Genomic DNA, 25363 nt, shown 5'->3' with positions numbered 1-25363 from the left:
GCTGGGTCACGCGCGGGCTTTGGCGGATGGGGGCAGACGAGGCAAGTGGTGCGTTTGCGCGGACGCCCCTACATGGGGCCGAACCAATACAGAGGATGCCGTCGCCTTGAAGCTGTTTTCCAGACTCGTCACGTTCCGATCGGCCCTGTCCGCGATGGCGATGGCGTTCGCCCTGCCCGCCTGCGCGCAGGTCGCGCCAAAGCCCGTGCAGGCCGCCAACGATGCCGATCCGGCACTTTGGGTGGTGAAGGACAAGGACACGACGATCTACCTGTTCGGGACGATCCATGTCCTGAAGCCCGGCATGACGTGGTTCGACGAGGCGGTGAAGACCGCGTTCGATCGGTCGCAACAGGTGGTGCTCGAGCTGGTGATGCCCGATCCCGCCAAGATGCAGAGCCTCGTGATGGCGACCGGCGTGGCGAAGGACGGGCCGACGCTGACCGAACAGCTGCCCGCCGACAAGCGCGCGGCCTATGCCAAGGCGGTGACCGACCTGGGCCTGCCGGCGAATGCGTTCGATCGGTTCAAGCCGTGGCTCGCGGCCACCAACCTGTCGATCGCGCCCTTGTCCAAGCTGGGGTACGACTCCGCGAACGGGCCGGAGCAGGTGATTACCGCGGCGGCGAAGGCTGCGGGGAAGCCGGTGATCGGCTTGGAGACGGCGGAGCAGCAGCTGGGGTATTTCGGGAGCCTGTCGCAGACGGCGCAGATCCAGTTCCTCGGGAGCACGATCGACGAGCTGCCCAAGCTCGAGACGACGATGGCGACGATGGTCGACGAATGGGCGAAGGGCGATCCCGAGGCGCTGGCGCGCGAGATGAACGACAGTTTGAAGGACTCGCCCGAGGTGGCGAAGGTGTTGCTGGTCGATCGTAACGCGCGGTGGGCGGAGTGGGTGAAGACTCGACTTGGGACACCGGGGACGGTGTTCGTTGCGGTGGGTGCGGGGCATCTGGCGGGCAAGGACAGCGTGCAGGCGCAGTTGGCGAAGCTGGGCGTGAAGGCGGAGCGGGTTCAGTATTGAGGCCCTCGTCAGGATGATGGAGGGGGGGGGGTGGGCCTGCTCGGGTGATTGCAATTCACCCCATCTTCCGCTATGCGCCCGCGCTTCCGGTCCATGGTCATCCCTGGAGGCGTGGGCGGGAAGGACAACAAACGAGTTTCGGAGAATACAGATGAGCGACCAGTTGACGCTCGCAGCCGAGACGCGTGACCGGGTTGGCAAGGGAGCCTCCCGGGCGCTGCGTCGTGATGGCCGCGTGCCTGCCGTGATCTACGGCCTGAACAAGGAGCCGATGTCGGTTCACCTCGAGGAAAAGGCGCTGATGAAGGCGCTGATGACCGGCCACTTCATGAATTCGGTCGTAATGGTCAACGGCATCCGCACGCTGCCGAAGGACGTCTCGTTCCACCCGGTCAGCGATCGCCCGATCCATGTCGACTTCCTGCGCATCGGTGCGCACTCGACGGTGACGGTTGCCGTGCCGGTCGTGTTCACGGACGAAGACGACGCGCCGGGCATCAAGAAGGGCAAGGGCGTCCTCAACATCACGCGCCACGAGGTCGAGCTGGTCGTCGACGCATCGGACATCCCGAGCGAGATCACGATTTCGCTCGCCGGCATGGAGATCGGTGATTCGATCCACATCAGCGACGTGAAGCTGCCCAAGGGCGCCGTGCCCGCGATCGACGACCGCGACTTCGCGATCGCCACGATCGTGCCGCCGACCGTCCCGACCGTCGAGGACGAGGAGCTCGAGGCTGAGGTCGCCGAGGCGCAGGCTGCCGAGGCTGCTTCGGATGAAGAGCCGGTCGTCGAGCCCAACGACGATCACAACGACGACGACAAGATCACGCCGCAGAAGAAGGACTAAGGGATTAGTCCCTTCGTCTTCGGATGATGGTTTTGACGTGATCGGACGGGCGGGAAAGCTAGGGCTTTCCCGCCCGTTTCGTTTTACAGGCGTGCCCTGCCCCCTTGTTCCCCCGCGAAGGCGGGGGCCCAGGACCAAGCAGCGCCAGCGCCCGTTACCCTGGGCTCCCGCTTTCGCGGGAGAACCGTGTATGGGGCGGGCTACCCGTTTCATCTTGGAGAATAGAACGTGCAGATCTGGGCGGGACTCGGCAATCCGGGGGCGCAATATGCGATGCACCGGCACAATGTCGGGTTCATGGTCGCCGACGCGATCGCCGAGGTGCACGGCTTCGGCGCGGTCAAGAAGCAGTTCCAGGGCTGGACGCAGGAGGGCCGGATCGGTTCGACGAAGATCCTGCTGCTGAAGCCCGCGACCTTCATGAACGACAGCGGCCGGTCGATCGGCGAGGCGCTGCGCTTCTACAAGCTCGGCGTCGAGGCGCTGACGGTGTTCCACGACGAGCTCGACATCGCGCCGTTCCGCGTGAAGGTGAAGATCGGCGGCGGGACCGCGGGGCATAACGGGCTGCGCTCGACCGACCAGCATCTGGGCCCCGATTTCCGCCGCGTGCGGCTCGGGATCGGGCATCCGGGGCACAAGGATCGCGTCACCGGATACGTGCTCGGCAATTATGCGAAGGCCGAGATCGAGCCGCTCAGCGACATGCTCGGTGCGGTGGCGGCGGAGGCGAAGTGGCTGGCGGAAGGCGACGACGTCCGCTTCATGAACGATGTCGCGTTGAGGATGCAGCCATGACCACCCGTTCGTTATTTGCCACGCGTTTCTACGAGGCCGATCTCGGCGACGCCGATCTGGTCGAGGAGCTGGAGGACGCCGCGCTCGAACTGGCCAAGGCGGACCGTGCGGGGGTCGCCTGGTCGAAGGCGCATGGGTATCGCGGGTACACGTCCTACGCGTCGCTCAACGACCTGCCTTTGCGCGATCCGCGGTTCGGCGATCTGGTGCGGTTGCTCAACAGGCATGTCGCGGCGTTCGCGAAGGATTGCGCGTTCGATCTGGGCGGGCGCAAGCTAAAGCTCGACAGCCTGTGGGTGAACGTCCTGAAGCCTGGCGGCGCGCATTCGGGGCATATCCATCCGCACAGCGTCGTGTCGGGGACGATGTACGTGACGATTCCCGAAGGCGCGGGCGCGCTGAAGCTGGAGGATCCGCGGCTGCCGATGATGATGGCCGCGCCGACGCGGCTGGAGGATGCGCCGGAGGATCTGCGGACGTTCGTCTATGCGGAGCCGAAGCCGGGGAGCGTGTTTCTCTGGGAGAGCTGGCTGCGGCACGAGGTCGTGCCGAATGCCGCGAAGGGTGAGCGGATCAGTATCAGTTTTAATTATCGGTGGTGAGGTGGGGCGTCCGTCCCGAAATCCTCCCCCGCCAGGGGGAGGTGGCGCCGTAGGCGTCGGAGGGGGCGGACACGGAACCGCGGTTACCCTTTCCTCCCCCTCCGTCAGGCTGCGCCTGCCACCTCCCCCTGGCGGGGGAGGATTGTTCGAGTCCTACCACGCGTCATTCCCGCGGAGGCGGGAACCCAGACTGGCTGGCCTTGACGATACTCGCTCCGGCTTGCCCGTCTAGATCCCCGCCTGCGCGGGGATGACGGCGGGGTTGTGATCAGGCCGAGTGATCAGGCCGCCGGCATCGACGCCATGTCGATGACGAAGCGGTACTTCACGTCGCTCTTGATCATCCGCTGATAGGACGGCTCGATCTCGTCCATGCGGATCATTTCGATGTCCGACACCAGGCCGTGCTCGTTACAGAAATCGAGCATCTCCTGCGTCTCGGCGATGCCGCCGATCAGCGAGCCCGCCAGCTGGCGACGGCGGAAGATCAGGTTGGCGACCGAGGGCGACGGGTGCGGCTCGGCGGGCACGCCGACCAGCGTCATCGTGCCGTCGCGCTTGAGCAACTCGAGGAACGGGTCGAGATTGTGCGGTGCGGCAACGGTGTTCAGGATGAAGTCGAAGCTGTTGGCGTGCTCCGCCATCGCCGCCTCGTCCTTCGACACGATCAGGTCCTTCGCGCCGAGCCGCTTGGCATCCTCGCGCTTGCCCGGCGAGGTCGAGAAGACATAGACCTCGGCGCCCATCGCGTTGGCGATCTTGACGCCCATATGGCCGAGACCGCCGAGACCGACGATGCCGACCTTCTGGCCGGGCCCGACCTTCCAGTGCTTCAGCGGCGAATAGGTGGTGATGCCGGCGCACAGCAGCGGCGCGACCGCGGCGAGGTCGACTTCGGGATGCGAGACCTTCAGCACGAAGCCTTCGTCGACGACGATATGGTCCGAGTAACCGCCGAACGTGTGGCCGCCGAGGACGGGATCGGGGCCGTTATACGTGCCGACCATGCCGGTCGTCTCGCAATATTGCTCCTCGCCGTCGGTACACGACGGGCAGGTGCCGCAGCTGTCGACCATGCAGCCGACGCCAGCGATGTCGCCGACCTTGAACTTGGTGACGGCGTCACCGACCGCGCTGACGCGGCCGACGATCTCGTGGCCGGGGACGCAGGGGTAGAGGGTGCCTTCCCATTCGCCCTTGGCGGTGTGGAGATCGGAGTGGCAGACGCCGCAGAACAGGATGTCGATCGCGACGTCAGTCTTGCCCGGCGCGCGGCGCTCGAACGAGAAGGGCGCGAGCGGGGTCGAAGGGGATTGCGCGGCAAAGCCGTTGGCGGTGGTCGTCATGAAATTCCTAGCGCTGTGAACAGGCAGAACCCGATATATGCACGGGTTTAGCAATATCTACCGATTGGTATGATAATTTTTGCTGCACTGCAGCGATCGAGTGGGTCGATCAGTCGATAGCGATGATCCTCCCCCGCCAGGGGGAGGTGGCGCGAAGCGACGGAGGGGGAGGACACGGAACGGCAGTCATCGCTTACCCCCCCCTCCGTCAGGCTGACGCCTGCCACCTCCCCCTCGCGGGGGAGGATCAGGGCGGACGTGGGCGAATGCTGGCGTTCCTCCGCACCCTGCCCTAAAGCGCCCCCACATTCTTATACCAAGGGCATATCATGGGTTTTCGCTGCGGCATCGTGGGGCTGCCGAACGTCGGCAAGTCCACCCTCTTCAACGCGCTGACCGAGACGGCCGCGGCGCAGGCGGCGAACTATCCGTTCTGCACGATCGAGCCCAATGTCGGTAACGTCGGCGTGCCCGACAAGCGGCTCGACGCGCTCGCCAAGATCGCGGGTTCGCAGAAGATCATCGAGACGCAGCTGGGCTTCGTCGACATCGCCGGCTTGGTGCGCGGCGCGTCGAAGGGCGAAGGGCTCGGCAACCAGTTCCTCGGCAACATTCGCGAGGTCGACGCGATCGTCCACGTGCTGCGCTGCTTCGAGGACGGCGACGTGACGCATGTCGACAACAAGGTCGATCCGATCGCCGATGCCGAGACGGTCGATACCGAGCTGATGCTGAGCGATCTCGAAAGCCTCGAAAAGCGAGTCCCCAACCTCGCCAAGAAGGGCATGCAGGGCGACAAGGAGGCCAAGATCGGCGCCGCCGTGCTGGGCCAGGCGCTCGAGCTGCTCCGCGAGGGCAAGCCCGCGCGGCTGACCGTGCCGAAGGACGAGGACGAGGCGCGCATGTTCGCGCAGGCGCAGCTGCTGACCGCGAAACCCGTGCTGTACGTGTGCAACGTCGGCGAGGGCGATGCGGCGAACGGCAACGCGCTGTCGGCGCGCGTGTTCGAGAAGGCGAAAGCCGAGGGCGCCGAGGCGGTCGTCGTGTCGGCGGCGATCGAGGCGGAAATTGCGACGATGCCGGCCGAGGATCGGAGCGAATTCCTGGGCGAGCTGGGGCTGGAAGAGACCGGCCTCGCCCGCGTCATCACCGCCGGCTACAAGCTTCTCCATTTGCTGACCTTCTTCACGGTCGGCCCGAAAGAAGCGCGCGCCTGGACCGTCCATGCGGGCGCGACCGCACCGCAGGCGGCGGGCGAGATCCACGGCGATTTCGAAAAGGGCTTCATCCGCGCGGAGACGATCGCGTTCGACGACTTCATCGCGCTCGGCGGCGAGTCGAAGGCACGCGAGGCGGGCAAGCTGCGCGCGGAAGGCAAGGCGTACGTCGTCCATGACGGCGACGTGATGCACTTCCTGCATAGCTGATCGGCCGGCGGCGGCGGGTTTAGCGGCGATAGTCCTCGCACGCGATCCCGTCGCCGTCGCCGTCCATGTCGGCGCGGTAGCCGGGGGAGCCGCGATACAAGGGTGCCGCCCCCGCGGCGCGGACTTCGCGGCATCCGCTGTAGACCACCGAACTCTCTAACAGACCGTCCGCGCGCCGGCCCGGCCGGGCCGCCCCATAGGCTGGGCGAACGACGTTATACGGCTCCTCTGCGGGAGTTGGGTGCGACGAAACCACCTTGCTCTGCAGCAACTCAGACGGCGGCGGCGCTGCCGTAACGGAGACCGGATCGGTATCGACGACCGCGGGGACTTCGGGCGAACGCGGTTCCGTCGCTTTCCACACGCCGGCGAACATCAGTGTCGCGGCGATCGCCGTTATCGCGATGAAAGAACGCTCCATGGCGGAGCGTGATACTGGCCCCGAGTTTAGGAATATTTACCGGTGGCTCGCCACTTGGTGCCTCGTGCGCGGCTGGACGGTCACGACGCCCCATTCGCGTGGTTGGCGGCGTTCGTCCGTTTTGCCTGGTAGAAAAAACCGGCACCGAAGATAACGAGACACACCGCGCTGCCGGTGAACCTTACGAGCGAAGCAACGGCATCGGTATCGTCGGGCAATCCGATGATCGGATAATGACCGAGCAGAAAACCGCCCCCCACGCACAGGGCGGAGATATAGTTTTTCGGTTCCGACAAAAGAAAGCTCAACGCCAACCGAGCAAGGGCAACGACCAAGGCTGTCGACACCATGGCGCTAACGAAGCTTTGAAAATGGTCCATATCGGGATCCCGGATTGCCTGGACCCAGACTGATCACATCCGCCTGCCCGGTCAAGCCAGCGTCAGCCCGCGATCTTGGTCGAACTGTCTGCAGGCAACGGGCTCTTCGTGCCCTTGCGGCCCGCCGCGACGATCACGACTGCGGTGGACAGCAGGATGCCGGTCACGAGCGCGCCAATCGACAGCAAGCCGGCGCTCGTGACCGAGGCGTCGAACTTTACGCGGGTCCCGATCCGGATCGAGACGTCCGCCGCGTGGCCGTTGGCGACGTCATTTTTACGAGGGGTATCCACGTTTTTCATCGGTGAACGGTGAACCCTCGGGGACTGTCGGGCAAGCCTGCGCTTGAGGTAGCGCTTTGGCGAACGCAGCCGCGCCGTCGTGTTGCGGACACGAACGACGGCTTGCGCCAAGGTTGTGGAGACGCGTCCGGCGGGCTAGACCGGCGCCATGCTTGCGCGTTTCATCCTGGCTTTGCTCCTTGCCGCGTTCGCGTTTCCCGCGGCGGCGCCGGCAGCGTGTCATGACGCGTCGGCCTCGCAAGCGCGGGCTGGCGTCATGGACATGACGGCGATGGACATGACCGGTGCGAGCGGCACGCAGCACGCGGTGGCGGATCACGCCGGGGCGAACCCCGACTCGCCCGATCGCAAGGCGACGCCGCCCCATGGGTGCATCGGCTGCGTGCCGCCGTCGAACTGGAGTGCGGCGCGGATCCTGGGCGGGGCGCCACGCGGGGCGTCGATGCTGGTCGAGCGGGCGGCGGTGCTCGATCTCGGGACGGGCGTAGCGCCGGGTTTGCGGCCTCCGCGGGGAGCCTGATCGCCGGGTGCCGATGCACCCCGATCTTCAGGCTTTTCCCAAGGATTTCAGACGATGATTCGACCTATTGTGCTCGCGGCCGGTGCCGCGGCGGCGATGCTGCCTGTTTCGGCGGTGGCGCAACACGCGATGGCGCCTGGCATGACCATGCCAGATGCGTCGCCCAAGAAGACTAGCGCCAGGAAGGCGAAACCGCGGGTTGCGGTTCGGCGTGCCCCGGCAGCGCGACAGGGGCCTGCGGCAAGTCCGGTCGATCATTCGACCATGGATCACACCGCTATGGGGCATGCGATGCCGGCCGCGCCAGCCGAAGCGGCTCAGCTGCCCCCGGCTTCGGCGCCCGAGGTTATGCCGGGCATGGATCATGCGCAAATGGATCATGGCGCGATGCCGGCCGGTCAGATGGCGCCTGCGATGCAACACGACACCATGGATCATGGCGCGGGGGGCCACGCGATGATCGCAGACCCCGCCTACCGCGCGGCGTCCGATGCCGCGCTCGCCAAGGCGCCTGCAGGGGCCGCGATGGCGGGGATGGCGATGGGGACGTCCGCCGGGTTCTACAGCCAGGGCAGCGGCACCTCGCGACTGCCGGCGGCCGAGGGGCCGATGCGCGGCTATATGACGCAGGCGGGCGAGTGGATGCTGATGGCGCATGGCTATGCCTGGGGCGTCGTGACCGACCAGGGTGGCCCGCGTGGGCGAAGTGAGGCGTTCGTGCAGTCGATGGCGATGCTGATGGCGGACCGCGATCTGGGTGACCGGTTTCATATCCAGCTGCGTACGATGAACAGCCTCGAACCGCTGATGGGCGCGCGCGGCTATACGAACTTGTTCGCGACCGGCGAGCTGGCGAACGACCGTCCGCTGGTCGATCGCCAGCATCCGCACGATCTGTTCATGGAGCTGGCCGCCAAGCTCGATTACCGGCTCGGCAATGGCGCCACCGTGTTCCTGTATGGCGGGCCGGTCGGCGAGCCGGCGCTGGGGCCGAGCGCGTTCATGCACCGGGGCTCGGCGCGGTATCAGCCGATGTCGCCGATCACGCATCACTGGTTCGATTCGACTCACATCACTTACGGGGTGGTGACGGCGGGCTATGCGACGCCCGCGTTCCAGCTGGAGGCATCGGCGTTCAAGGGGCGCGAGCCCGACGAGCATCGCTGGGGGATTGAGACGCCCAGGCTCGATTCGTGGAGCGTGCGGGGGACGTGGACGCCGTCGCCATTCGTGGCGGTGCAGGTCAGCCACGGCCGGCTGAAGGAGCCCGAGGCGCAGCATCCGGGCGAGGACGAGAACCGCACGACCGCCAGCGTGCAATATGCGCGGGGCGGGCTTGCGACGACGTTCGCGTACAGCCTGAAGGACCGCGTGCCGGGGGAGAAACTGAGCGCGTTCCTTGCCGAGGCGACGTACGAGCTTTCGGCGCACCATGCGGTGTTCGGCCGGGTCGAGAATGTCGCGAACGACGAGCTGTTTCCCGATCACGAAGATCCTCTGCACGACACCAAGTTCCGCGTGACCAAGGCGGAGCTCGGCTATGCGTACCGGCTGCAGATCGTCGGGCCGCTCGGGCTGGCGCTTGGCGGGACGGTTGCGGCGTATGACAAGCCGGCGGCGCTGGAGGCGGCGTACGGCAAGGCGCCGGTGAGCTGGACGCTGTTCAGCAAGCTGGCGGTAGGGTTGTAGGCGATCGAGCCGCGTAGGGGCGTCGGCACTACGCCCCCCACAGTCACCACCCCGGCGGAGGCCGGGGTCCAGCTGGGTAGGCCGGAGTAACGACGCGCACCGCGTATCAACGACGTCCCCCAACTGGACCCCGGCCTCCGCCGGGGGGTATAGTGATAGCAGGTTGAAATTGCATTTGTGACCACAGGCTGGGGCGTCTGTGGCTGGAGCCCTTGTATCATAATGTTCAAACCACTTTGAGAAACCGGGCCACTTCCGTCGGACCCCTGCGTATGCAAAGATCGTAGTTGGTGGCCTAAGCGCCTACAAAAAGGTCGGGTCCCCAAATGGCAGATATTCTTCGGTTTTCAAATCGAGAGGTTTTCTTTCAAAAGGCTATAACCGCGCCTGAACTGGGAACAAAGACAGTTCTTGCTAGGGACGCTTTCCAGTATGTCGAACTATGGCTGAAAAGGCAGCGCCAAGCTGAGGCGCTATTTTATTGGACTCAAGCTAAAAGTTTTCATTCAGCAACCAAACTTCTGCCTGCAACATCAGCCCCGCTAACTGCTTATTATTGCATGCTAAATGCGACAAAAGCCTTACTTGTAGTTAAGGGTATTAGTTTTTCGGAATCTCACGGGGTTTCTGGATCAGCAGCATCCTCCAGGAGCTCGCTCGTCAATGAGATAAGCAAGCTGCAAAATTCTGGAGTAGCCGCAGAGCTATCTCGGCACCTTAACGAAAAAGAGCTTCGTCGATCCCATTCACTAGAAGACATACTGGCAAATCTGCCATTTATCCATAGAGCCTATACACTTACTCGCCGTAAGTCTTCTGGCCTATTTATGGCTCTTTCTAATGTGGCTTACGTAAGGCACCCTACTCAGAATAAGATTTGGTTGGAGGGCGAGGTTGAAGGGCTTGATGCCGATCGGCGGGTGCTCCGACACATGCCACCTGGATTTGAGATCGATGAAGGCATTGAGGATCGCTGGGTAATTCGCCGGAAGGCGCGGATTTCCTGGTTTCCCAAGCGAGGCGCGTCGCAAGACGATAAAGATCGATCGCTAGCTCGACTTCGAGAATATCATCGAAAACTTCGCGTCGATGTCGTGTCTATCTCTGCAGCTAAAGGCCTGTGGTATCTCAAAAGGCGTATATCTTCGATCAATTCAATTGATAGGTACGGTCTTACTTTGATGCTGTTAGGTATGCACCGACTTAGCGAACTTGCACGATATGATCCTAAAGGACTGTCTTTACACCTCTCGGGTTCAGCGAACTGGCTCTTAACTGAATTTATCGAGCTAGCTCCATCTCAATTCATCGACGAGATGGCCTGCGAAATTACAGGACTAGAGTTTCGAATGCCAGGCGTGAGAAGTTAAATTAAATGGACAGGCGGACGCACCACGAGGTTCAATCGAAGGAGAAATGCCAGCGGTCCTTGGCAGGGTTGAAAGCAGTCAAACTTTCATTTCACTTGACCAAGTTGGCTACCGCACGGGCAAGTTGCGGCGACAAGCGACACACGCCATCTGTTCGCAGAGTGAAATCGGCGGCTGCAAAGCGCCTTTCGCTGACGAACCGCAAAATCAGCGAGTCGACGACGGGGCGTTGCGGCTCGATCAGGTCGAGTATGAAAGCTGGTTTGCCGCGCCGTCCATTGTGCATGATTCCAAACGTGGGGTCGTAGCCATCGGCAATTGCCTGTAACTGCATGTGCGCCAGCTTTACGGCATATGCGTAGTTTAGCAGGGCGTTGATGGGGTGCGAGGCATTGCGGTTTTCTGCCTTCACGCCAGTAGCTAATGAACTACGCCCGCTAAAGGTTCGCCAACTTTCGGGTACGGGTCGGCGTACGGCACCGGTCCAAGCGATAGGCAGTCCATTCCACGCGGCGAAGTAGGCGGATGCACATTCGCCCTCGATTGCGAATATAGCATTCAAGTCGTCAAATGTTTTAAACTTGAGCTGATCGATCCCTGCATGCGCTTTACTTATCGCGACGCGCTGTACGTGCGATGCCGGGATGTCAATTTCTAACGTCGTAATGCTCGCGGTGATTTTCTGGCGGATAAGGTCTGCTGCGAAGGCTAGTCGCTGAACATTGTCATTGCGGAGTTTATTTTGCCAAGCAAGCTTATCGCGATCGGCGGAATAGCCGCCACCACTTGCCACCGTGGCGACCTCGCCGGTCCATTTCACCCGCGCCAGTGCAACGTCCTGCTCCGCGAGCCATGACAACACGTCAAAGGAAAGCGTCCCGCTGCCATCCAGCAATAGGATGCGGCTTGGCAATTCTAAATCATGCGGGAAAAATCGATACTTGGATTGTTTCTGTGGATAATGGGTGAAGCCATCGCGAATAACGAGAGAGCCGTTTTCAATCCGCATTGAAACGCCATGCCCACACAAAACCAGGGGTGCGGGATTACGCTGGCGTAGCCGGCGTTTTGGCTTATCGGCAACGATCGACTGCAACCAAAACTCAGATCGCTCTGCCCAATCCGCGTCGGGATCGTTTTTGGCAAAAATGGCAGTTTCAAGCATTCGCGGGTCATCCGATTGCGTTGCAATGAACCTAGCCGAAATCGGCTGATTTGCCGCAGCAATTCAACGTTAACGCGGCGCTATTATGCCCCTCTTGATATGTCCCAATCGTATCAGTCAGCATCGTTCGACCAATGGCAAAGTGGCGTCGCGTTTAACGACGCGCTGGTAGAGTTTGGGGACGATCGCCTTGTGCAACTGTACCGTGATGCAGACACCGAGGGCGGCATCGAGGCAAACCGCGCCATGTTGGTTATCGACCTTTGGGAACGTTTGCGCGACGGGAAACTCACAGCAATTGGACGTTGCGTCACGCCAACAGTGAGCGATGGACCGATACCTATTCCCCTACACTTTTTCCACGATCGCCCGAGCCTTAGCGCGGGAAAACACGACGATCTTGAGATGGCAGGTTGGCGGTACGAGAGCGTCAGAATCAGTCCGCCTGAACGATTGTCACCTTCGAGTACTGCCATCGAGGCGCCGTCCCTTGTACCGAAAAAGCGGGGGCCAAAGCCGTTCACGCCGCTGATCGAGGCAGCAATAGAGCGTTTGCGGATTACTGACCCGCAATTCGAGGAACGCAGTCAGGAAAAGCGGATTGTGGCCATTCAGGCCGAGGTTGCAGCGCAAAATCCGGCAAAGTTTCCGAAACGCTCGCGTCCGAGCCATACCGTCATATGGAACCACCTCAAGAGGTTAAGTAACTGAAATAGCTGGTTCATAGTTCTCAGAGTTTCCATAAAAAGGGCTATGGAAACTCAGACTCTGCCCAACCCTGTGTAGTTTGACGATCCTACCATCGACGCCTCGCATTTTCGCGACCGGCGATGGTGAATGTCGATGCCCCGATTGCGCAATTACAGTGCTGAATATCAACGCCGCCTCGTTAAGGCGGCGGAACGCGGCCTGTCACGTTCGCAGGCTCGGGGACACGCGAGGGAAGGCGAAAGGCCAATCCTTCCGGCAACGGCTAAAGACAGCGCCCGTTTTGAAGCCGCACTAAAACTCTACCGCCATTCACGCGATCAAGCCGCGTCGGCAAGAGCACTTCACATCGCGCCCGAACGTCTCCGCCGATTCCTGCGTGAGAACGTCCAAGTCGAAGGACGCGGGCGTACCCTGAAGATTACAGATTACCGCATTCGTGAAATGACCGTCATATCTAAGGGCAAGGCTTCGACCACCCGACTGCGTGGCTTTGATCAGGCGTCGCTCAACGGCGACCATCTCAATGCCGTAAAAGCTTTTCTCAACACCAATGATGCTGACCTGTTGGCCCCATTTGCGGGCAGATCGGTGACCGATGATCGCGGTGTGTCTCACCCGCTCGAAACCGGCCCGAACACACTTCGCCGTCTCGCCCACGCCGGGGACGAGCCATTCCACGAAATCTACCGGCTTAGTCTGTGAAAGTACTATAGATGAATACGATCGAAATTGCCCGCGAAACCCGTAAACAGCGGCGCTTGGAAATACTTGGCACCAATGATCCACGCTGCGCCAAGTGCGGTGACGATCGGTGGCAATGCCTCGAACTGCATCACGTCGCCGATCACGGCCAAGATGAGGCAACGGTCTGTATCTGTCGGAACTGCCATCGCGTCCTGAGCGATTTGCAAAAAGATCACCCGCCGGTCGATCCCAAAGCCGACCCACTGTTGAGCACGATTGGTCATTTTCTTTTGGGGCTGGTCGATATGCTCCGCATCATCGTCGAAAAACTGCAGGAGTTTGGTCTAGCGCTGATTGCACGCGCGAGCGTGGTCGAAGGTGGTCCGAAATGAGCGGCTTTCCCATCCCGCCCGTCACCGATGAATTGGCGGTCGCGCTTCGCGCTTACGCCGTGCCAACGTTCAGGGTTCTGCCCGACGAGGTTGGCGCAAGGCCAAAGACCCCGAGAAAAGCATCGGTTACGCCATCGTCAGGCCGCGTCCTGATCTTCGATACCGAGACGGGCACTGATGCCGCGCAATCTTTGAGATTCGGCGCGTATCAATACCGCAGCGGCGACACGCTGGAAGAGTCCGGCGCTTTCTACGACCCGGAGGGCGTCACGTCTGATGAACTGGCGACGCTGCGGGCTTATGCCTATGCTAACGGATTGACGCTGCGCACACGCGAAGAATTTGTAGACGAGGTATTCTTCGCACAAGCGTATCAGCACCGCGCCACAATCGTCGGGTTTAATCTACCGTTTGATATATCGCGACTAGCGATCCGTCACGGCACCGCACGGGTGCCGCTCGATAGTGAGACAGCTACGATGCGCGGAGCGTTCACGTTCGCCCTATCGTGCCAGAAAATCTACCCGACTGTCCGCATCAAGCATATGTCGCAAAAGGCCGCATCGATGTCCTTCGCGGCACCGATGCGCCAACCGGACGGACGGGGGCAGCGCAACCGTGGCGTCAGAACTGGTATTCGACGCGGGCATTTCGTCGATGTAAAAACACTCGCAAACGCGATCTTCGCACGGGGCTTCTCGCTGTCGTCATTGTCACGGTTTCTTGTGGTGCCGAACCCCAAGCTCGATTTCGACGAGTTTGCCGGTCCAGTGACCGAGGACATGATACATTATGCCGTGCGCGACGTGCAGGCCACTTGGGAATGCTATGCGGAACTGATTGACCGCTTCGACAAGCTCAACCTTACCCGTACCATCCCGGAAAAGGTCTATAGCGAAGCGAGTATAGGCAAGGGCTATATCCGCGAAATGGGCATCGTGCCGTGGCGCAAAAGCCAGCCCGAGGTCCCTAGCAACGTTATCGCTCAGATTATGGCGAGCTATTACGGCGGCCGATCGGAAGTGAGGATCAGGCGCGAAATCCGGCAGGTAATGCTCTGCGATTTCCTGTCCATGTACCCAACCGTTTGTACGCTCATGGGGCTGTGGCGCTTCGTGATCGCAGAAGGCATGACATGGCGTGATACGTCTGACGAAACGCGGTCGTTTCTCGATCGGATCGACTTGGACGCTCTGCAATCGCAAGAGACATGGTCGCAAATGACGACGCTTGTTCGTGTCCTGCCTGATGCCGACATTTTTCCTGTTCGCGCCGGATACGAAGGCGAGCCCGCAACCACCATCGGCGCCAACTATCTGAGTGCCGAGTTGCCACTGTGGTTTACGCTTGCCGACTGCGTCGCCGCAAAACTGCTGACCGGCAAGGCGCCAAAGGTTGTCGAAGCGCTGACGTTTTTGCCGGGTGAGGTGCAATCTGGATTGCGCCCGATCAACATAGCCGGAAACCCCTTATACTGCGTGGATCCGCTTACGACGGACATGTTCAAACGGGTCATCGAGCTTCGCCAGACGGTTAAGCAGGATATGAAAGCGGCAAAAGGTGATGAGCGCGTCCGGCTAGACACGGAACAGCACGCGCTCAAAATCTGCGCAAACTCGACCAGCTATGGGATTTGGGTAGAGGTCAATGTCGAGACGCGGCCATTCCGCAAGCCGATGACCGTGCATAGCGCGACCTGCCAACCCTACAGCTTTAAGACCGACAAGAGCGAAATGCCGGGAACGTATTTCCACCCGCTTTTGGCCACGCTGATCACCGGCGCGGCACGCCTCATGCTTGCTATCACCGAACGCCTTATTGCCGATCAAGGATTGGATTGGTCATTTTGCGACACGGACAGCATGGCAATCGCCAAGCCGGACGACATGGGTTCGGACGAGTTCGCAAGGCGGGCTACGACTGTCGTCGACTGGTTTGCCTCGCTCAATCCCTACGACTTTGGCGGGTCGATCCTGAAAATTGAGGATGTGAACAGCTCGCTAGCAACGGGCGAACCGGAACCGCTCTACTGTCTCGCCATATCGTCGAAGCGCTACGCGTTGTTCAATTATGCGACGGACGGCACGCCTATTATGCGCAAGGTATCGGCGCACGGACTTGGGCATCTCGTGAAGCCGTATGAGGAGAAGGATGCGCCAACCGATTTACCTGTCCCGCACGATTCAGTTTTAGGCACGGGCATCGAGCGCTGGCATTGCGATTTGTGGCATCACATTGTGATGGCCTCGTTGCATGACACACCCGATCAGGTCAGGCTCGATTATCACCCCGCGCTGCTTAATCCGGCCATCAGTCGCTATTCTGCAACTTCGCCGGAATTGCTCGCATGGTTCAAGCGCTACAACGCCACCCGTCCCTATCGCGATCAGGTAAAACCGTTCGGGTTTTTGCTGTCGATGACAGAGGCATTCGGATTTAAAGGCGAATGTGTCGTCGCTGCGCCACGGCGAGGGCGGCGCAAAAAGATCAGTAAAATGAAACCGATTGCGCCGTTCGACACAGATCATGCCATTGCCCTCGCATCCGCGTTCGATCGAGATACCGGCCAGCCGGTCGCCGCTGCCGCGCTGAGAATCTACGTTAGCGCGCTTGCGCAGTATCACCTCTCGCCGGAATCAAAGTTCCTGAATGCAGACTATGACGATCGAGGCACAACAATCAGGCGGCACGTGCGCATGACCGAGACACGGCATATCGGAAAGGAATCGCACGATTGGGAGCGGCAGGCCGTGCTTGGGCTGAGCCTCGATAGCGAGGTGACTTACGGAGTTTTAACCGACGACGTATCCGAGGGGGTCCGAACATGTGTGCGACAGTTTGGCGAGCGAATGACCGCACGTGCGCTTCACATTTCAGCGAAACAGTTAAGGGCAGTAACTTCCGTCAGCCCGGCTAGGCAGGACATAGCTCGGCTGCAGAAGATCGCGCTACGTCTGCCCGCCGCCCTTCGTCTGTGCGAAAAACTTAGTCAGGAAAGACAGGAGGAACTGTCAATATTGCGGATTGCGATCGATCGCGACGGACTACGCGAAACGGCTCGCAGGCTGCGCGTGGATCCGTCGAATTTACGAAGGACACTTGTCACCTTGTGCACCACCAGTAGCGCTTGAATCGAGCCGGTATGCATCGGTCGCAATCATGTCCTCCTATCGACTACGTTATAAGGTTGACGCAGCCGCTGGCGCTATCCGAAGGACGTGCAGTTGACTTTATAGCAACCGACCCGTTGATGGAGGTCGCTGACGCCGCCTAATCGCATTCTGCTGAGCTGCCTCAGATCGGCCGACCGAAAGTTCACTCACAGCCTGATCGATTGCGGAAAGCTCGTCCACCAATTCTCGTCGGAGTTGCGATCTCAGTCGGCCTAAGGCTCGCGAAGAGGTGTCGGTAAAGTTCATCCTCGTGATCGCCGCGGCGACCTTTAGACTACAATCAACACCCATTGCCGCCAAAGCTTTGTGCGCTTCATTCGTCGCAACATATCGTGGAAATGGTAACTTTAAGATCGTTTTATGTATATCGCGGGGGCCGAAAAGGCCTCTGGATTGGTAGGCCTTAATCTTTTCGTTGGCCCAATTGGAGTTTAGGTAGCAGCTTACATAATTCGCTTATTCCATAGATCGGCATGAGCAAATATAGCTTTTGTGGTCTGCGACAAAAGGATAGTCGAAAGAAAGCCTGTCTACAGCACATGCACTCGCATCAGTTGATGACGAAGTGTATAATACCAGATAGCGATCCGTCGGAATCTGACCAGATAGCTTTGATTGCCAATCTAGATATTGCGATAAGGTTGTCCCGCGCTCCGCATTCTTTTCTGTTCTGTTTACCTCCCAAAGCCGCTCCGCCTCGCGAAACCAAGTGCTTGCGTAGGAAAAGCCCTCAGCGAGCAAACCCTCCGAGTCTAGGACCTCAAAGGAGCGAGTGTCGTCAGCGGCGGTTCGCTCTACAACGGGTAGGAGAACAAGAACTGGCTCGACCAAGCCGAACGGGACGAGATTGCGGGAAATGACAGTTCGGAACAATAAGGAACCTTCGGCTCGACGCCGAATTATGTTTCCCTTCCAAGGCGCTTTGGCATCGCGCTCGCTTTCGTCAGACGTGCGGAGGGCCACTACCCGGCCCGTCATATTGCCGGTCCAGGTTGAATCTTCATTTTGAACAAAGAAGAAATTGCGAGGGACGATCGTCGCTCCCTGGGTAAAACGATCTGCATATGCATTCGCGCCGCTCATCCCTGCGCCGTTTTCAGGCGTGAGTGCCGATCGAGTGGCTCCCCGCGTTTCCTGTAGTCGAGAGTAGAACCATACGCGGGGATGCTCAGCGATCCTGAGCTGAGCCTCACTCCAATGCATGTGTGAGCGAGGCAGCCTTCCCTCAAAGGACAGTCCACGAATACCTGCGCTTGGGATGGGGCTTGATGAAGCTGCCTGCGGAATCTTGCGCCCGAAAAGCACACAGCACGGCACGCGAAATAATGGAGAGACTCCGTCGAGATCCCACACCTCGGTAAGCTGGAACCCAGAGATTTGTCCAGCCCGCGTGTTCTCATGCTGATCAGCACTCATAAAACTTCGGGGCATAACAAACGCAATAATTCCACCGTCGATCAAGAAATAATTCGAAGCATGAGCGAGAAAAATCGCGGCTATCTCTAGGTGAGGCATATTCGCGCGTCGCGCAGGGGTTACCCTATAAGAGTCTGATAGCCTCAATAGTAGACTTTGATATTCCGCGTTGGATACGCCCGCGTAGGTAAGCCAAGGGGGATTCCCGACGATGAAATCAAACCGGCCACCTAAAAATATAGGTTTGTACGAATTCTGAAGGATAAACTTCCATATTGTATCCCTACCCTCATCTGAAGCGCGTTTCATCGCCGAGTATACATCAAATAGCTGCGTTATGATTTGCTCAGAAGCGTGGCTAGGCAGATAGCTTCCGATCAATCGGCCGAATAGTGGTCTGCCTACTCCAGCGGGATGGGAAGAAACGAGATCGTCACAAAATGTAATGATCTGGTCAAACTGGTCTGGAGAATTAAATCCACGAATGTCTAATACGTACTGGGAGTTGTCGACGGTAACAATAAAGGTGTTATCGAAAAGATCGGCGGTTTCTTGGGGAACAGTTAAAGAGTTTGCCAAATATACGTGCAGGTTTACTGGCCTTTGGCACTGGGAGACAAGATCGCCAAGGGCAAGAAGAACGGTTGTTTTTGCAATCTGGACAGAGAGTGGGTGAATATCTATTCCCACAACTTGGGTTGCAAGTGCTGCCGCGTCAAGATCAGGGTGACGAGACCGCTTATGAGCCAACACAGCCCGTAAGAATGAGCCGCTACCACAGGCAGGGTCAAGTACTCTTGATGTGTTGTGGATGGGTAGAGACGTCACGACACGTTCGCAAAGCCAGTCCGGGGTGTAATACTCTCCAAGAGAGTGACGGGTATCGAGATCAATAAGCTCCTGATAGACGCCCTTTAGAATGTCTTCTTGTACGATAGAGAAGTCGTAAGCTCGAAGTTGCCTGGTTATTTCGCGAAAAACCGGCCGTAATTGTGTAAAAAACTCTGGCTTATGCACCCAATGAAAAAAGTCATCCTCGACAAACCGGTCGACGTTCATTCGTTCAAAAACTTCACCGGACAAAATTCCGCGGGTCGTGTTTTCGTCCTCCGCGGCATCACGTGCAACAACAGCATATGCAATCATCTTTGCGAAGATAGACAGATAAGTATGAACCAAGAACATGTCAGGCGAACCGTCGAAACGACCGTACGCGATACTCAAGAATCGACGCCATTGCTCATAGGCGACCTTCAGCTCAGATTGTTCATCAATAGAACCGGCAACGCGCTGAAGCGTCGTGATTGAATTAATGAAAGCGATAGACGTATCACCAAAATCCGCTTGAATATTTTCTAGCGTAGCTAATCGTTGCCTGGATGAAAACAAAACCTCATCTAAGAAGAACGGAAAATCTGAAGCGCGCTCATTGGTCAGGTCAAACCGCCGCGTCTCGCGCAATTGAAAATTAGATGATAGCGTGAAACCTCTGTCGTTTAGCCTTGACCAATCTGGAGCATAACACCTCCACCTTATTCCATCGGTAGCGATCAAAATGAATCGATAAGATTCCCCCGACGTCCAGTTTCCTTGCAGATACTCTTCCAACTGTTCCTTCGCGTGCTCCCCGGTGCGCGCCAAATCTCGCTCCCATTCGATGATGACCGTCTCAGTTTGGGTATCAGCACGCCCTCTGGCGTTCCTGCCGCCGCGCTGAATGTTTGCGATCGTGCGCTCGGCGCCCAGCGACATGCTCGAAACAAGGCCTTGCGCAGCGGTGTCGCCCGCAAACAACGATGTCAGGTATTGAAGAAATCGTTCTTTTTTCGCGGCTTCGGTGTTTGCCCGGCGAAGATCGACGAGGAGGCCGTGCGTAAGCGCGACATCAAAGACGCCATCGGTCAATTTTGCTCTCCAACACGGCCTAGGTTATCTGGATGCCGACTGTAGCCATCCGACGGCAATCCGTCGCCCACCATGATAGCCCAGGACGCGACGAGCAAAGGCGTTCTGGATTCGATAGGGGCATGCTGCCCGCCTAATCAAGTCGCCAGCCAACTATCTGAGGTGCGACCAGCGAACACGGTGCTCTGCTGATATACGGCGAGTGCTGGCAGGCGCGCACGGGTTTTCCTAAGGGTAACGTCGGCAGCGTCCCCGTTTAGCGCGAGTCACCGTTCAAAATATCGGGCGCGAGCGGTTCGCGAAAATTGTTGTGATTACGTTTACGGCGGAGCCGCGCGGTGCTATGCCCCCTTCATCCCGATCGTAAGTGAGGGAGTAGGTTGTTTATACCGTCAACAGCTAATTTCTCGTTGGTGTCGCGCATTGTCGCCTCGCTCGCTTGAATGAAGATGGGATGATCGGTCCAGACGCAAGTCTCGATGATCGCCACTGTTACAGTATACTCGATTTCGTTCGAAAATGTCCCAGCAGAGCGTTAGGAATGGTGCTCGACAGATAATGGTGCTGGGGGAAGTACGTTTCCGATAGGAAAGGTCCGCATGGGACGCGGATTGTTCTTCCCCCCTCTCGTGGAGCGGGCGCAATCGATTGGTCTCCGACACTTAAGCATTATCCGCACTTCGATAAGCCGATACGGCCTAGCGATATCGAGAAGCTGGTACATGATCCTGATGCGGTTGCCCGCAACAGCTTCTATCCCTTCATGCGGTTCGAAGAAAAGTGGCAGCCGTACCGAGATAAGCAAGGCGGTAAACCCGCCAAAAAGATCCGGCAACTTAGATTCGCAAGCCGACGCGATGCTTATATTTATTCCTTTTATCGGCACATTCTTCGCGAGCCGTATGAAGCGGCTTTGAAAGCACGCGGTCTCGACGGTAACGTTATCGCTTACCGAAAGCTGGCGACGCCAGAGGGCAAAGGTAAATCCAACATTGATTTTGCCTTGGACGCTTTCAACGTCATTCGGGCGTATGGCGACGCGGCAGTCGTAACGCTCGATATCAGCAAGTTTTTCGAGAGCATCGACCACCAGCTGCTGCGGCAACAATGGTGTGGCTTGCTGGGGGTGGCGGAACTTCCGCGCGACCATGCAGCAGTCTTCCGCGCTATGACGCGGTACGCGATAGTCGATCGCGACGCCGCATACGAACGACTTGGTTTTCTCAAATGGCAAGCAAAAGGCTCAAGCCAGATTCCGGTTTACACGACCGGATTTAAGGACATGCCGCGCCAATTATGCTCTAACGGCGATTTCCGCGAGAAAATATGCGGCAAAGGTGGCTCGTTCGCCAGCTTAATTGAAACGAACAAGGACGACTTCGGTATCCCTCAGGGGTCTCCGATCTCGGACATGCTGGCAAACCTCTACTTAATCGACTTTGATAGTGCTCTGAAAGCTTACGTCGACGCCATTGGAGGGGCCTTTTTTCGTTATTCAGACGATATTATTATTATCGTTCCCGGCGGCGACGCTGAAGCAGTCGCGGCGCGGGACTTCGCGATGGCGGAAATTAAGAAGCACGGGTCGATGATCGTTATCAAAGAGAGTAAAACGTCTGTACTTCGGTATTACTCCGTGCCGGGTGGGCAGGCGTTCGTTAAGCTGCACGGCGAGCAAGGCCAAAACGGCCTCGAATATCTTGGCTTTCGATACGACGGTAAAGCGGCGTATCTACGCGATGCTACGATGTCTCGGTTGTATCGGAAGGTAACGCGGTCCATACGCGCAGAAGCGAGAGCTTTGGTAAAGCGATATCCCGGGAGGGACCAAGCTTACATTGAAAGCAAGTTCGATGCCCCCAGGTTCATGCAACGCTATGGTCGAGTCGCCGACTTCGACCAGACCGGCAACTATGACACGTGGACGTTTTGGACATACGCAAAGCGAGCTATCGAAACATTCGGCTCGTTAGGTCAGCCGATCGGAAGTCAGTTAAAAAACTATTCCGGGATCGTTCGGACACGTATGGCACACGAGATATCGAAGGCACTCGCATAGGTCTGGAAGCGTGGTCGGATAAACCGATTGCTTCGTGAATCTGATCCGCCGCTCTAGCGTCGCGACGAGAACAGAGGCTTATACCTCTCTCAGGCGCGGACTGATTATGGGATCACGCATATCTTTGCTGAACGACAAGCACTGGCCGCGTACCTAGCGCATATCCGCGTCGCGCCGCTCTAGGATACGTCACCGTCGGCGGACGAGCTTCCGATAATTTCGTAATCGATGACAATAGTAAAGCGTCGGCCAGCAGGCGCCGCTGAGAACACTGTGGTCACGAATGCAATTTCCGCCACCTATCACTATACCCCCCGGCCTCCGCCGGGGAGGTGCTGTTTTCGAACGAACCCGCATCTTGGGGCGTCGCACAATGACTGCGGCTGCGGAACGACGCCGGCCCGACGGATCGCTTCCACTCGCCGGTCGTGCCGCGTAAGGACCGCGCGAAGTCGGCACCTGCTCGGGACGAACGGTTATGATCAAGACGACTGCGCTCGCACTCCTGGGGCTGACGCTCGCCGGGTGCGCCTATCCGTTCACGCCCCCTGCCCTTGCACCGATCACGGCCCCCGCCCCGACAACGACGGCCGCGGCGGCGATGCCGGGCGAGGCACGCGCGCCGGTCACGATCCTGGTGTCGATCGACGGCTTTCGCCCGGATTATCTCGATCGGGGCGTGACGCCCAACCTCAATCGCCTGCGCACGAGCGGCGTTTTCGCGAGCATGCGGCCGTCGTTCCCGAGCGTCACCTTCCCCAATCACTGGACGCTGGTCACCGGGCTGCGCCCCGACCGGAGCGGGATCGTCGGCAACAAGATGGAGGATCCGGCGCGGCCGGGCGAGACCTTCACGATGGCGACCGACGATCCGTTCTGGTGGAGCGAGAGTTCGCCGATCTGGGTCGATGCGGAGAAGGCCGGGATCCGGGCCGCGACGATGTTCTGGCCGGGCGCGAACGTCGCGGTCGGCGGCACCGCCAAACCGAACAGCCACGGCGCGATCGAGGGCGGGACGAGGCCCGAGGACTGGCAGCAGTTCAACCAGCAGGTGAGCGGCACGCAGCGCGTCAACGCGGTGATCGATTGGATGCGGCGGCCCGCGGCGATCCGCCCGAAGCTGGTGACGTTGTATTTCGATACGGTCGACAGCGCGGGGCATGCGAACGGCCCCGATGGCGCCGCGACGACACAGGCAGTCGCGGACGTCGATGCGAGCATCGGCATGCTGATCGACGGGCTCGCCACGCTGGGCCAGCCGGCGAACCTCGTCATCGTCGCAGACCACGGCATGGCCGCGACCAGCAGCACGCGGGTCGTCGCGCTCGACACGGTCGCCGACAAGGCGGATTACCGCGTGGTCGAGAGCGGACCCTATGCGACTCTGTTCGCGGTGCCGGGGCACGAGGCGGCGCTGGAGGCGCGGTTGCTGAAGCGCCACGATCACGTGCAATGCTGGCGGAAAAGCGAGATCCCCGCGCGCTTCCATTATGGCCGCAACCCGCGCGTGCCGAGCTATCTGTGTCTCGCCGATGTCGGCTGGAAGGTCGAGCTGACCGCGCCCACCAAGGCGTCGGCGGGTGGCGCGCATGGCTATGACAATATGGCGCCGGAGATGCGCGCGCTGTTCCTGGCCAACGGGCCGGCCTTCGCCCGCGGCAAGACGATTCCGAGCTTCGACAATGTCGCGATCGAACCGCTGCTGCGCGACCTGATCGGGTTGCCTGCGGAACCGGGACTGGACGGCACCGACGCGCCCTTCCAGAAGGTGTTGCAACGATAAGAGGAGAGGCGCGGATGCAGTATTTCGAGGATATCGCGGTCGGTGGGACGGCGTCGTTCGGCCATTATGCCGTCACGCGCGAAGAGGTGATGGACTTCGCCGCGAAATACGATCCGCAACCGTTTCACCTCTCCGACGACGCTGCCGCGCAGACGCATTTCGGCCGGCTGTCGGCGAGTGGCTGGCATACCTGCGCGATGACGATGTCGATGCTGGTCGGTTATTTGAAGGCGAACCGGCAGGCGGGGCTCGGATCGCCGGGGATCGACGAGCTCAAATGGCTGAAGCCGGTCTATCCCGGCGATACGCTGCGGTGCGAGAGCGAGGTCCTGGAGAAGCGCGTTTCGGCCAGCCGGCCCGAGATGGGGATCTTCAAGAGCCGGATGCGCGTGTTCAATCAGGACGACGTGATGGTGATGACATTCGTGTCCAACGGGCTTGTCGCGACGCGGCCCACGGAGGCGTCGGCCGGCTGATCGCTGGTTTCGTCCCGAACGCCGTCTGGGTGCCGGGACGGAGCTTTTTTGGTTCACGCGAAGCTGCAATGGCGCGAAGAGAAAGGTCAGATTCCGCGCGACGGCTTGGCCACCTTAGAATCTCTACGCGTCTCCGCGCGAACCAATCTTTTCTCTTCGCGCCTTCGCGCCTTCGCTTGGGCCAAGCTGCGCTAGTTCCCGGGGTGTAAGTTACTTGGGCGTACGAACGCCACTGGGATTGCCGCCGCGGAATCCGCGGTTACCTCCACCGAAGCCACGCCCCTGGCCACCGCGATTCTGGCGGTATTCACGTCGATCCTGACGGGCCTCGCCGCGATATTCCTGGCGCGCTTCGCGACGCTCGCCGCGGAACTGACCCGGTGTGACCTGGCCGTTGCGGAGTTGACCGCGATCCTGGCGGCGGTCCTGGCGGAAATCGCGATTGGCCTCGCGCCGATCCTGGCGATACTCACGCGCCGCGGGGTTGTTGCCGCGGGCGAAATTGCCCCAGTTGCCGTTACCGCGATAATTCCCGCGACGGCCCTGCCAATAGCGCTGTTGCGCACCGTTCCAACGATACGGGCGACGATTACGATCGTAGACGTAGACGCCCGAACCCGGATAATAATAATTGCCGTTCCAGCCGTAGTAGGAATTCAGGCCGCCATAGCCTGCGAATCCGTCATACCCTGCGCCGTAATAGCCGCCGCCATACCCGCCCCCGTAATAGGGATCGCTGGCATAGCCGAGGCCAGCACCGCCATAGCCGTAACCGTCAGTGCAGCCGGCGACGCCCAATCCGAGGCCCAGAGCTAGGCCGATAATGCCGAAGCGTTTCATAAACATGGAAATTCTCCCGTACGCGGA

The 25363-nt window shown here is 59.7% G+C and carries 22 protein-coding genes; 15 read left to right on the top strand and 7 right to left on the bottom strand.

Features of this window, described 5'->3' with window-relative positions:
* Positions 1–160 precede the first annotated feature (160 nt).
* From EQZ23_RS15780 to EQZ23_RS15765, 4 genes are all read left to right on the top strand, one after another.
* Positions 161–1027: a TraB/GumN family protein gene (locus tag EQZ23_RS15780; protein ID WP_128455630.1), complete on the top strand. Its 867-nt coding sequence runs from the start codon at positions 161–163 to the stop codon at positions 1025–1027.
* A 151-nt stretch (positions 1028–1178) separates the two neighbouring features.
* Positions 1179–1877: a 50S ribosomal protein L25/general stress protein Ctc gene (locus tag EQZ23_RS15775; RefSeq protein WP_128455354.1), complete on the top strand. Its 699-nt coding sequence runs from the start codon at positions 1179–1181 to the stop codon at positions 1875–1877.
* A gap of 228 nt (positions 1878–2105) precedes the next feature.
* Entirely contained in the window at positions 2106–2675 is a 570-nt protein-coding gene (gene pth / locus EQZ23_RS15770) for an aminoacyl-tRNA hydrolase (protein ID WP_128455353.1), read from the top strand.
* Positions 2672–3277 (top strand): TIGR02466 family protein, encoded by a 606-nt coding sequence (locus tag EQZ23_RS15765; RefSeq protein WP_128455352.1) that lies wholly within the window; start codon positions 2672–2674, stop codon positions 3275–3277. Before pth ends, EQZ23_RS15765 begins: the two co-directional genes overlap by 4 nt.
* Positions 3278–3558: 281 nt before the next feature.
* Here EQZ23_RS15765 and EQZ23_RS15760 read toward each other — a convergent pair whose 3' ends face one another.
* Positions 3559–4623 (bottom strand): NAD(P)-dependent alcohol dehydrogenase, encoded by a 1065-nt coding sequence (locus EQZ23_RS15760; RefSeq protein WP_128455351.1) that lies wholly within the window; start codon positions 4621–4623, stop codon positions 3559–3561.
* Positions 4624–4952: 329 nt separating this feature from the next.
* On the opposite strand from EQZ23_RS15760, the gene ychF reads away from it, so the two are divergent.
* Complete coding sequence (gene ychF / locus EQZ23_RS15755; protein ID WP_128455350.1) at positions 4953–6050, top strand: redox-regulated ATPase YchF; 1098 nt, start codon at positions 4953–4955, stop codon at positions 6048–6050.
* Positions 6051–6069: 19 nt separating this feature from the next.
* Here ychF and EQZ23_RS20355 read toward each other — a convergent pair whose 3' ends face one another.
* The 3 genes from EQZ23_RS20355 to EQZ23_RS15740 all read right to left on the bottom strand — a co-directional run bounded on the left by EQZ23_RS20355 (position 6070) and on the right by EQZ23_RS15740 (position 7144).
* Complete coding sequence (locus EQZ23_RS20355; protein WP_240663611.1) at positions 6070–6471, bottom strand: excalibur calcium-binding domain-containing protein; 402 nt, start codon at positions 6469–6471, stop codon at positions 6070–6072.
* Positions 6472–6551: 80 nt separating this feature from the next.
* On the bottom strand, positions 6552–6851 hold the full coding sequence (locus EQZ23_RS15745; protein WP_128455349.1) for a hypothetical protein: 300 nt from the start codon (positions 6849–6851) through the stop codon (positions 6552–6554).
* A gap of 62 nt (positions 6852–6913) precedes the next feature.
* Complete coding sequence (locus tag EQZ23_RS15740; RefSeq protein ID WP_240663610.1) at positions 6914–7144, bottom strand: hypothetical protein; 231 nt, start codon at positions 7142–7144, stop codon at positions 6914–6916.
* A gap of 157 nt (positions 7145–7301) precedes the next feature.
* Here EQZ23_RS15740 and EQZ23_RS15735 point away from each other — a divergent pair, with 157 nt between their 5' ends.
* From EQZ23_RS15735 to EQZ23_RS15725, 3 genes are all read left to right on the top strand, one after another.
* A complete protein-coding gene (locus tag EQZ23_RS15735; protein ID WP_128455347.1) occupies positions 7302–7673 on the top strand; it encodes a hypothetical protein in 372 nt (123 codons plus the stop codon).
* Positions 7674–7727: 54 nt separating this feature from the next.
* A complete protein-coding gene (locus EQZ23_RS15730) occupies positions 7728–9362 on the top strand; it encodes a hypothetical protein (protein ID WP_128455346.1) in 1635 nt (544 codons plus the stop codon).
* Positions 9363–9688: 326 nt separating this feature from the next.
* Positions 9689–10732 (top strand): YaaC family protein, encoded by a 1044-nt coding sequence (locus EQZ23_RS15725; RefSeq protein WP_128455345.1) that lies wholly within the window; start codon positions 9689–9691, stop codon positions 10730–10732.
* A gap of 91 nt (positions 10733–10823) precedes the next feature.
* On the opposite strand, the gene cas1 is transcribed toward EQZ23_RS15725, so the two are convergent.
* On the bottom strand, positions 10824–11897 hold the full coding sequence (cas1, locus tag EQZ23_RS15720) for a CRISPR-associated endonuclease Cas1 (RefSeq protein ID WP_128455344.1): 1074 nt from the start codon (positions 11895–11897) through the stop codon (positions 10824–10826).
* 99 nt (positions 11898–11996) lie between these two features.
* Between cas1 and EQZ23_RS15715 the strand changes: the two genes are divergently transcribed.
* The 4 genes from EQZ23_RS15715 (at position 11997) to EQZ23_RS15700 (ending at position 16815) form a co-directional block, all read left to right on the top strand.
* The gene (locus EQZ23_RS15715; protein ID WP_128455343.1) at positions 11997–12608 is read left to right on the top strand and encodes a hypothetical protein; all 612 of its coding nucleotides are present in this window, start codon (positions 11997–11999) and stop codon (positions 12606–12608) included.
* Between the two features lie 126 nt (positions 12609–12734).
* Positions 12735–13310: a hypothetical protein gene (locus EQZ23_RS15710; RefSeq protein ID WP_128455342.1), complete on the top strand. Its 576-nt coding sequence runs from the start codon at positions 12735–12737 to the stop codon at positions 13308–13310.
* Positions 13311–13321: 11 nt separating this feature from the next.
* Positions 13322–13684, top strand: a complete 363-nt coding sequence (locus EQZ23_RS15705) for a hypothetical protein (RefSeq protein WP_128455341.1) — start codon at positions 13322–13324, stop codon at positions 13682–13684.
* On the top strand, positions 13681–16815 hold the full coding sequence (locus EQZ23_RS15700) for a DNA polymerase domain-containing protein (protein WP_128455340.1): 3135 nt from the start codon (positions 13681–13683) through the stop codon (positions 16813–16815). Before EQZ23_RS15705 ends, EQZ23_RS15700 begins: the two co-directional genes overlap by 4 nt.
* A gap of 498 nt (positions 16816–17313) precedes the next feature.
* Here the strand turns inward: EQZ23_RS15700 and EQZ23_RS15695 are convergent, their stop codons facing one another.
* A complete protein-coding gene (locus EQZ23_RS15695) occupies positions 17314–20178 on the bottom strand; it encodes an N-6 DNA methylase (protein WP_128455339.1) in 2865 nt (954 codons plus the stop codon).
* Between the two features lie 763 nt (positions 20179–20941).
* Here EQZ23_RS15695 and EQZ23_RS15690 point away from each other — a divergent pair.
* From EQZ23_RS15690 to EQZ23_RS15680, 3 genes are all read left to right on the top strand, one after another.
* Positions 20942–22237 (top strand): reverse transcriptase domain-containing protein, encoded by a 1296-nt coding sequence (locus tag EQZ23_RS15690; protein WP_128455338.1) that lies wholly within the window; start codon positions 20942–20944, stop codon positions 22235–22237.
* Positions 22238–22715: 478 nt separating this feature from the next.
* Positions 22716–24020 carry an ectonucleotide pyrophosphatase/phosphodiesterase gene (locus EQZ23_RS15685; RefSeq protein WP_128455337.1) on the top strand — a complete coding sequence of 435 codons (1305 nt, stop codon included), beginning with the start codon at positions 22716–22718 and terminating at the stop codon, positions 24018–24020.
* A 14-nt stretch (positions 24021–24034) separates the two neighbouring features.
* Complete coding sequence (locus EQZ23_RS15680) at positions 24035–24496, top strand: MaoC family dehydratase (protein ID WP_128455336.1); 462 nt, start codon at positions 24035–24037, stop codon at positions 24494–24496.
* Between the two features lie 210 nt (positions 24497–24706).
* On the opposite strand, the gene EQZ23_RS15675 is transcribed toward EQZ23_RS15680, so the two are convergent.
* The gene (locus EQZ23_RS15675) at positions 24707–25342 is read right to left on the bottom strand and encodes a hypothetical protein (protein ID WP_128455335.1); all 636 of its coding nucleotides are present in this window, start codon (positions 25340–25342) and stop codon (positions 24707–24709) included.
* Between the last annotated feature and the right edge of the window lie 21 nt (positions 25343–25363).

The sequence above is a fragment of the Sphingomonas sp. UV9 genome (assembly GCF_004101245.1).
Classification (GTDB): Bacteria; Pseudomonadota; Alphaproteobacteria; order Sphingomonadales; family Sphingomonadaceae; genus Sphingomonas.
This window is presented reverse-complemented; position numbering and strand designations above follow the sequence as displayed.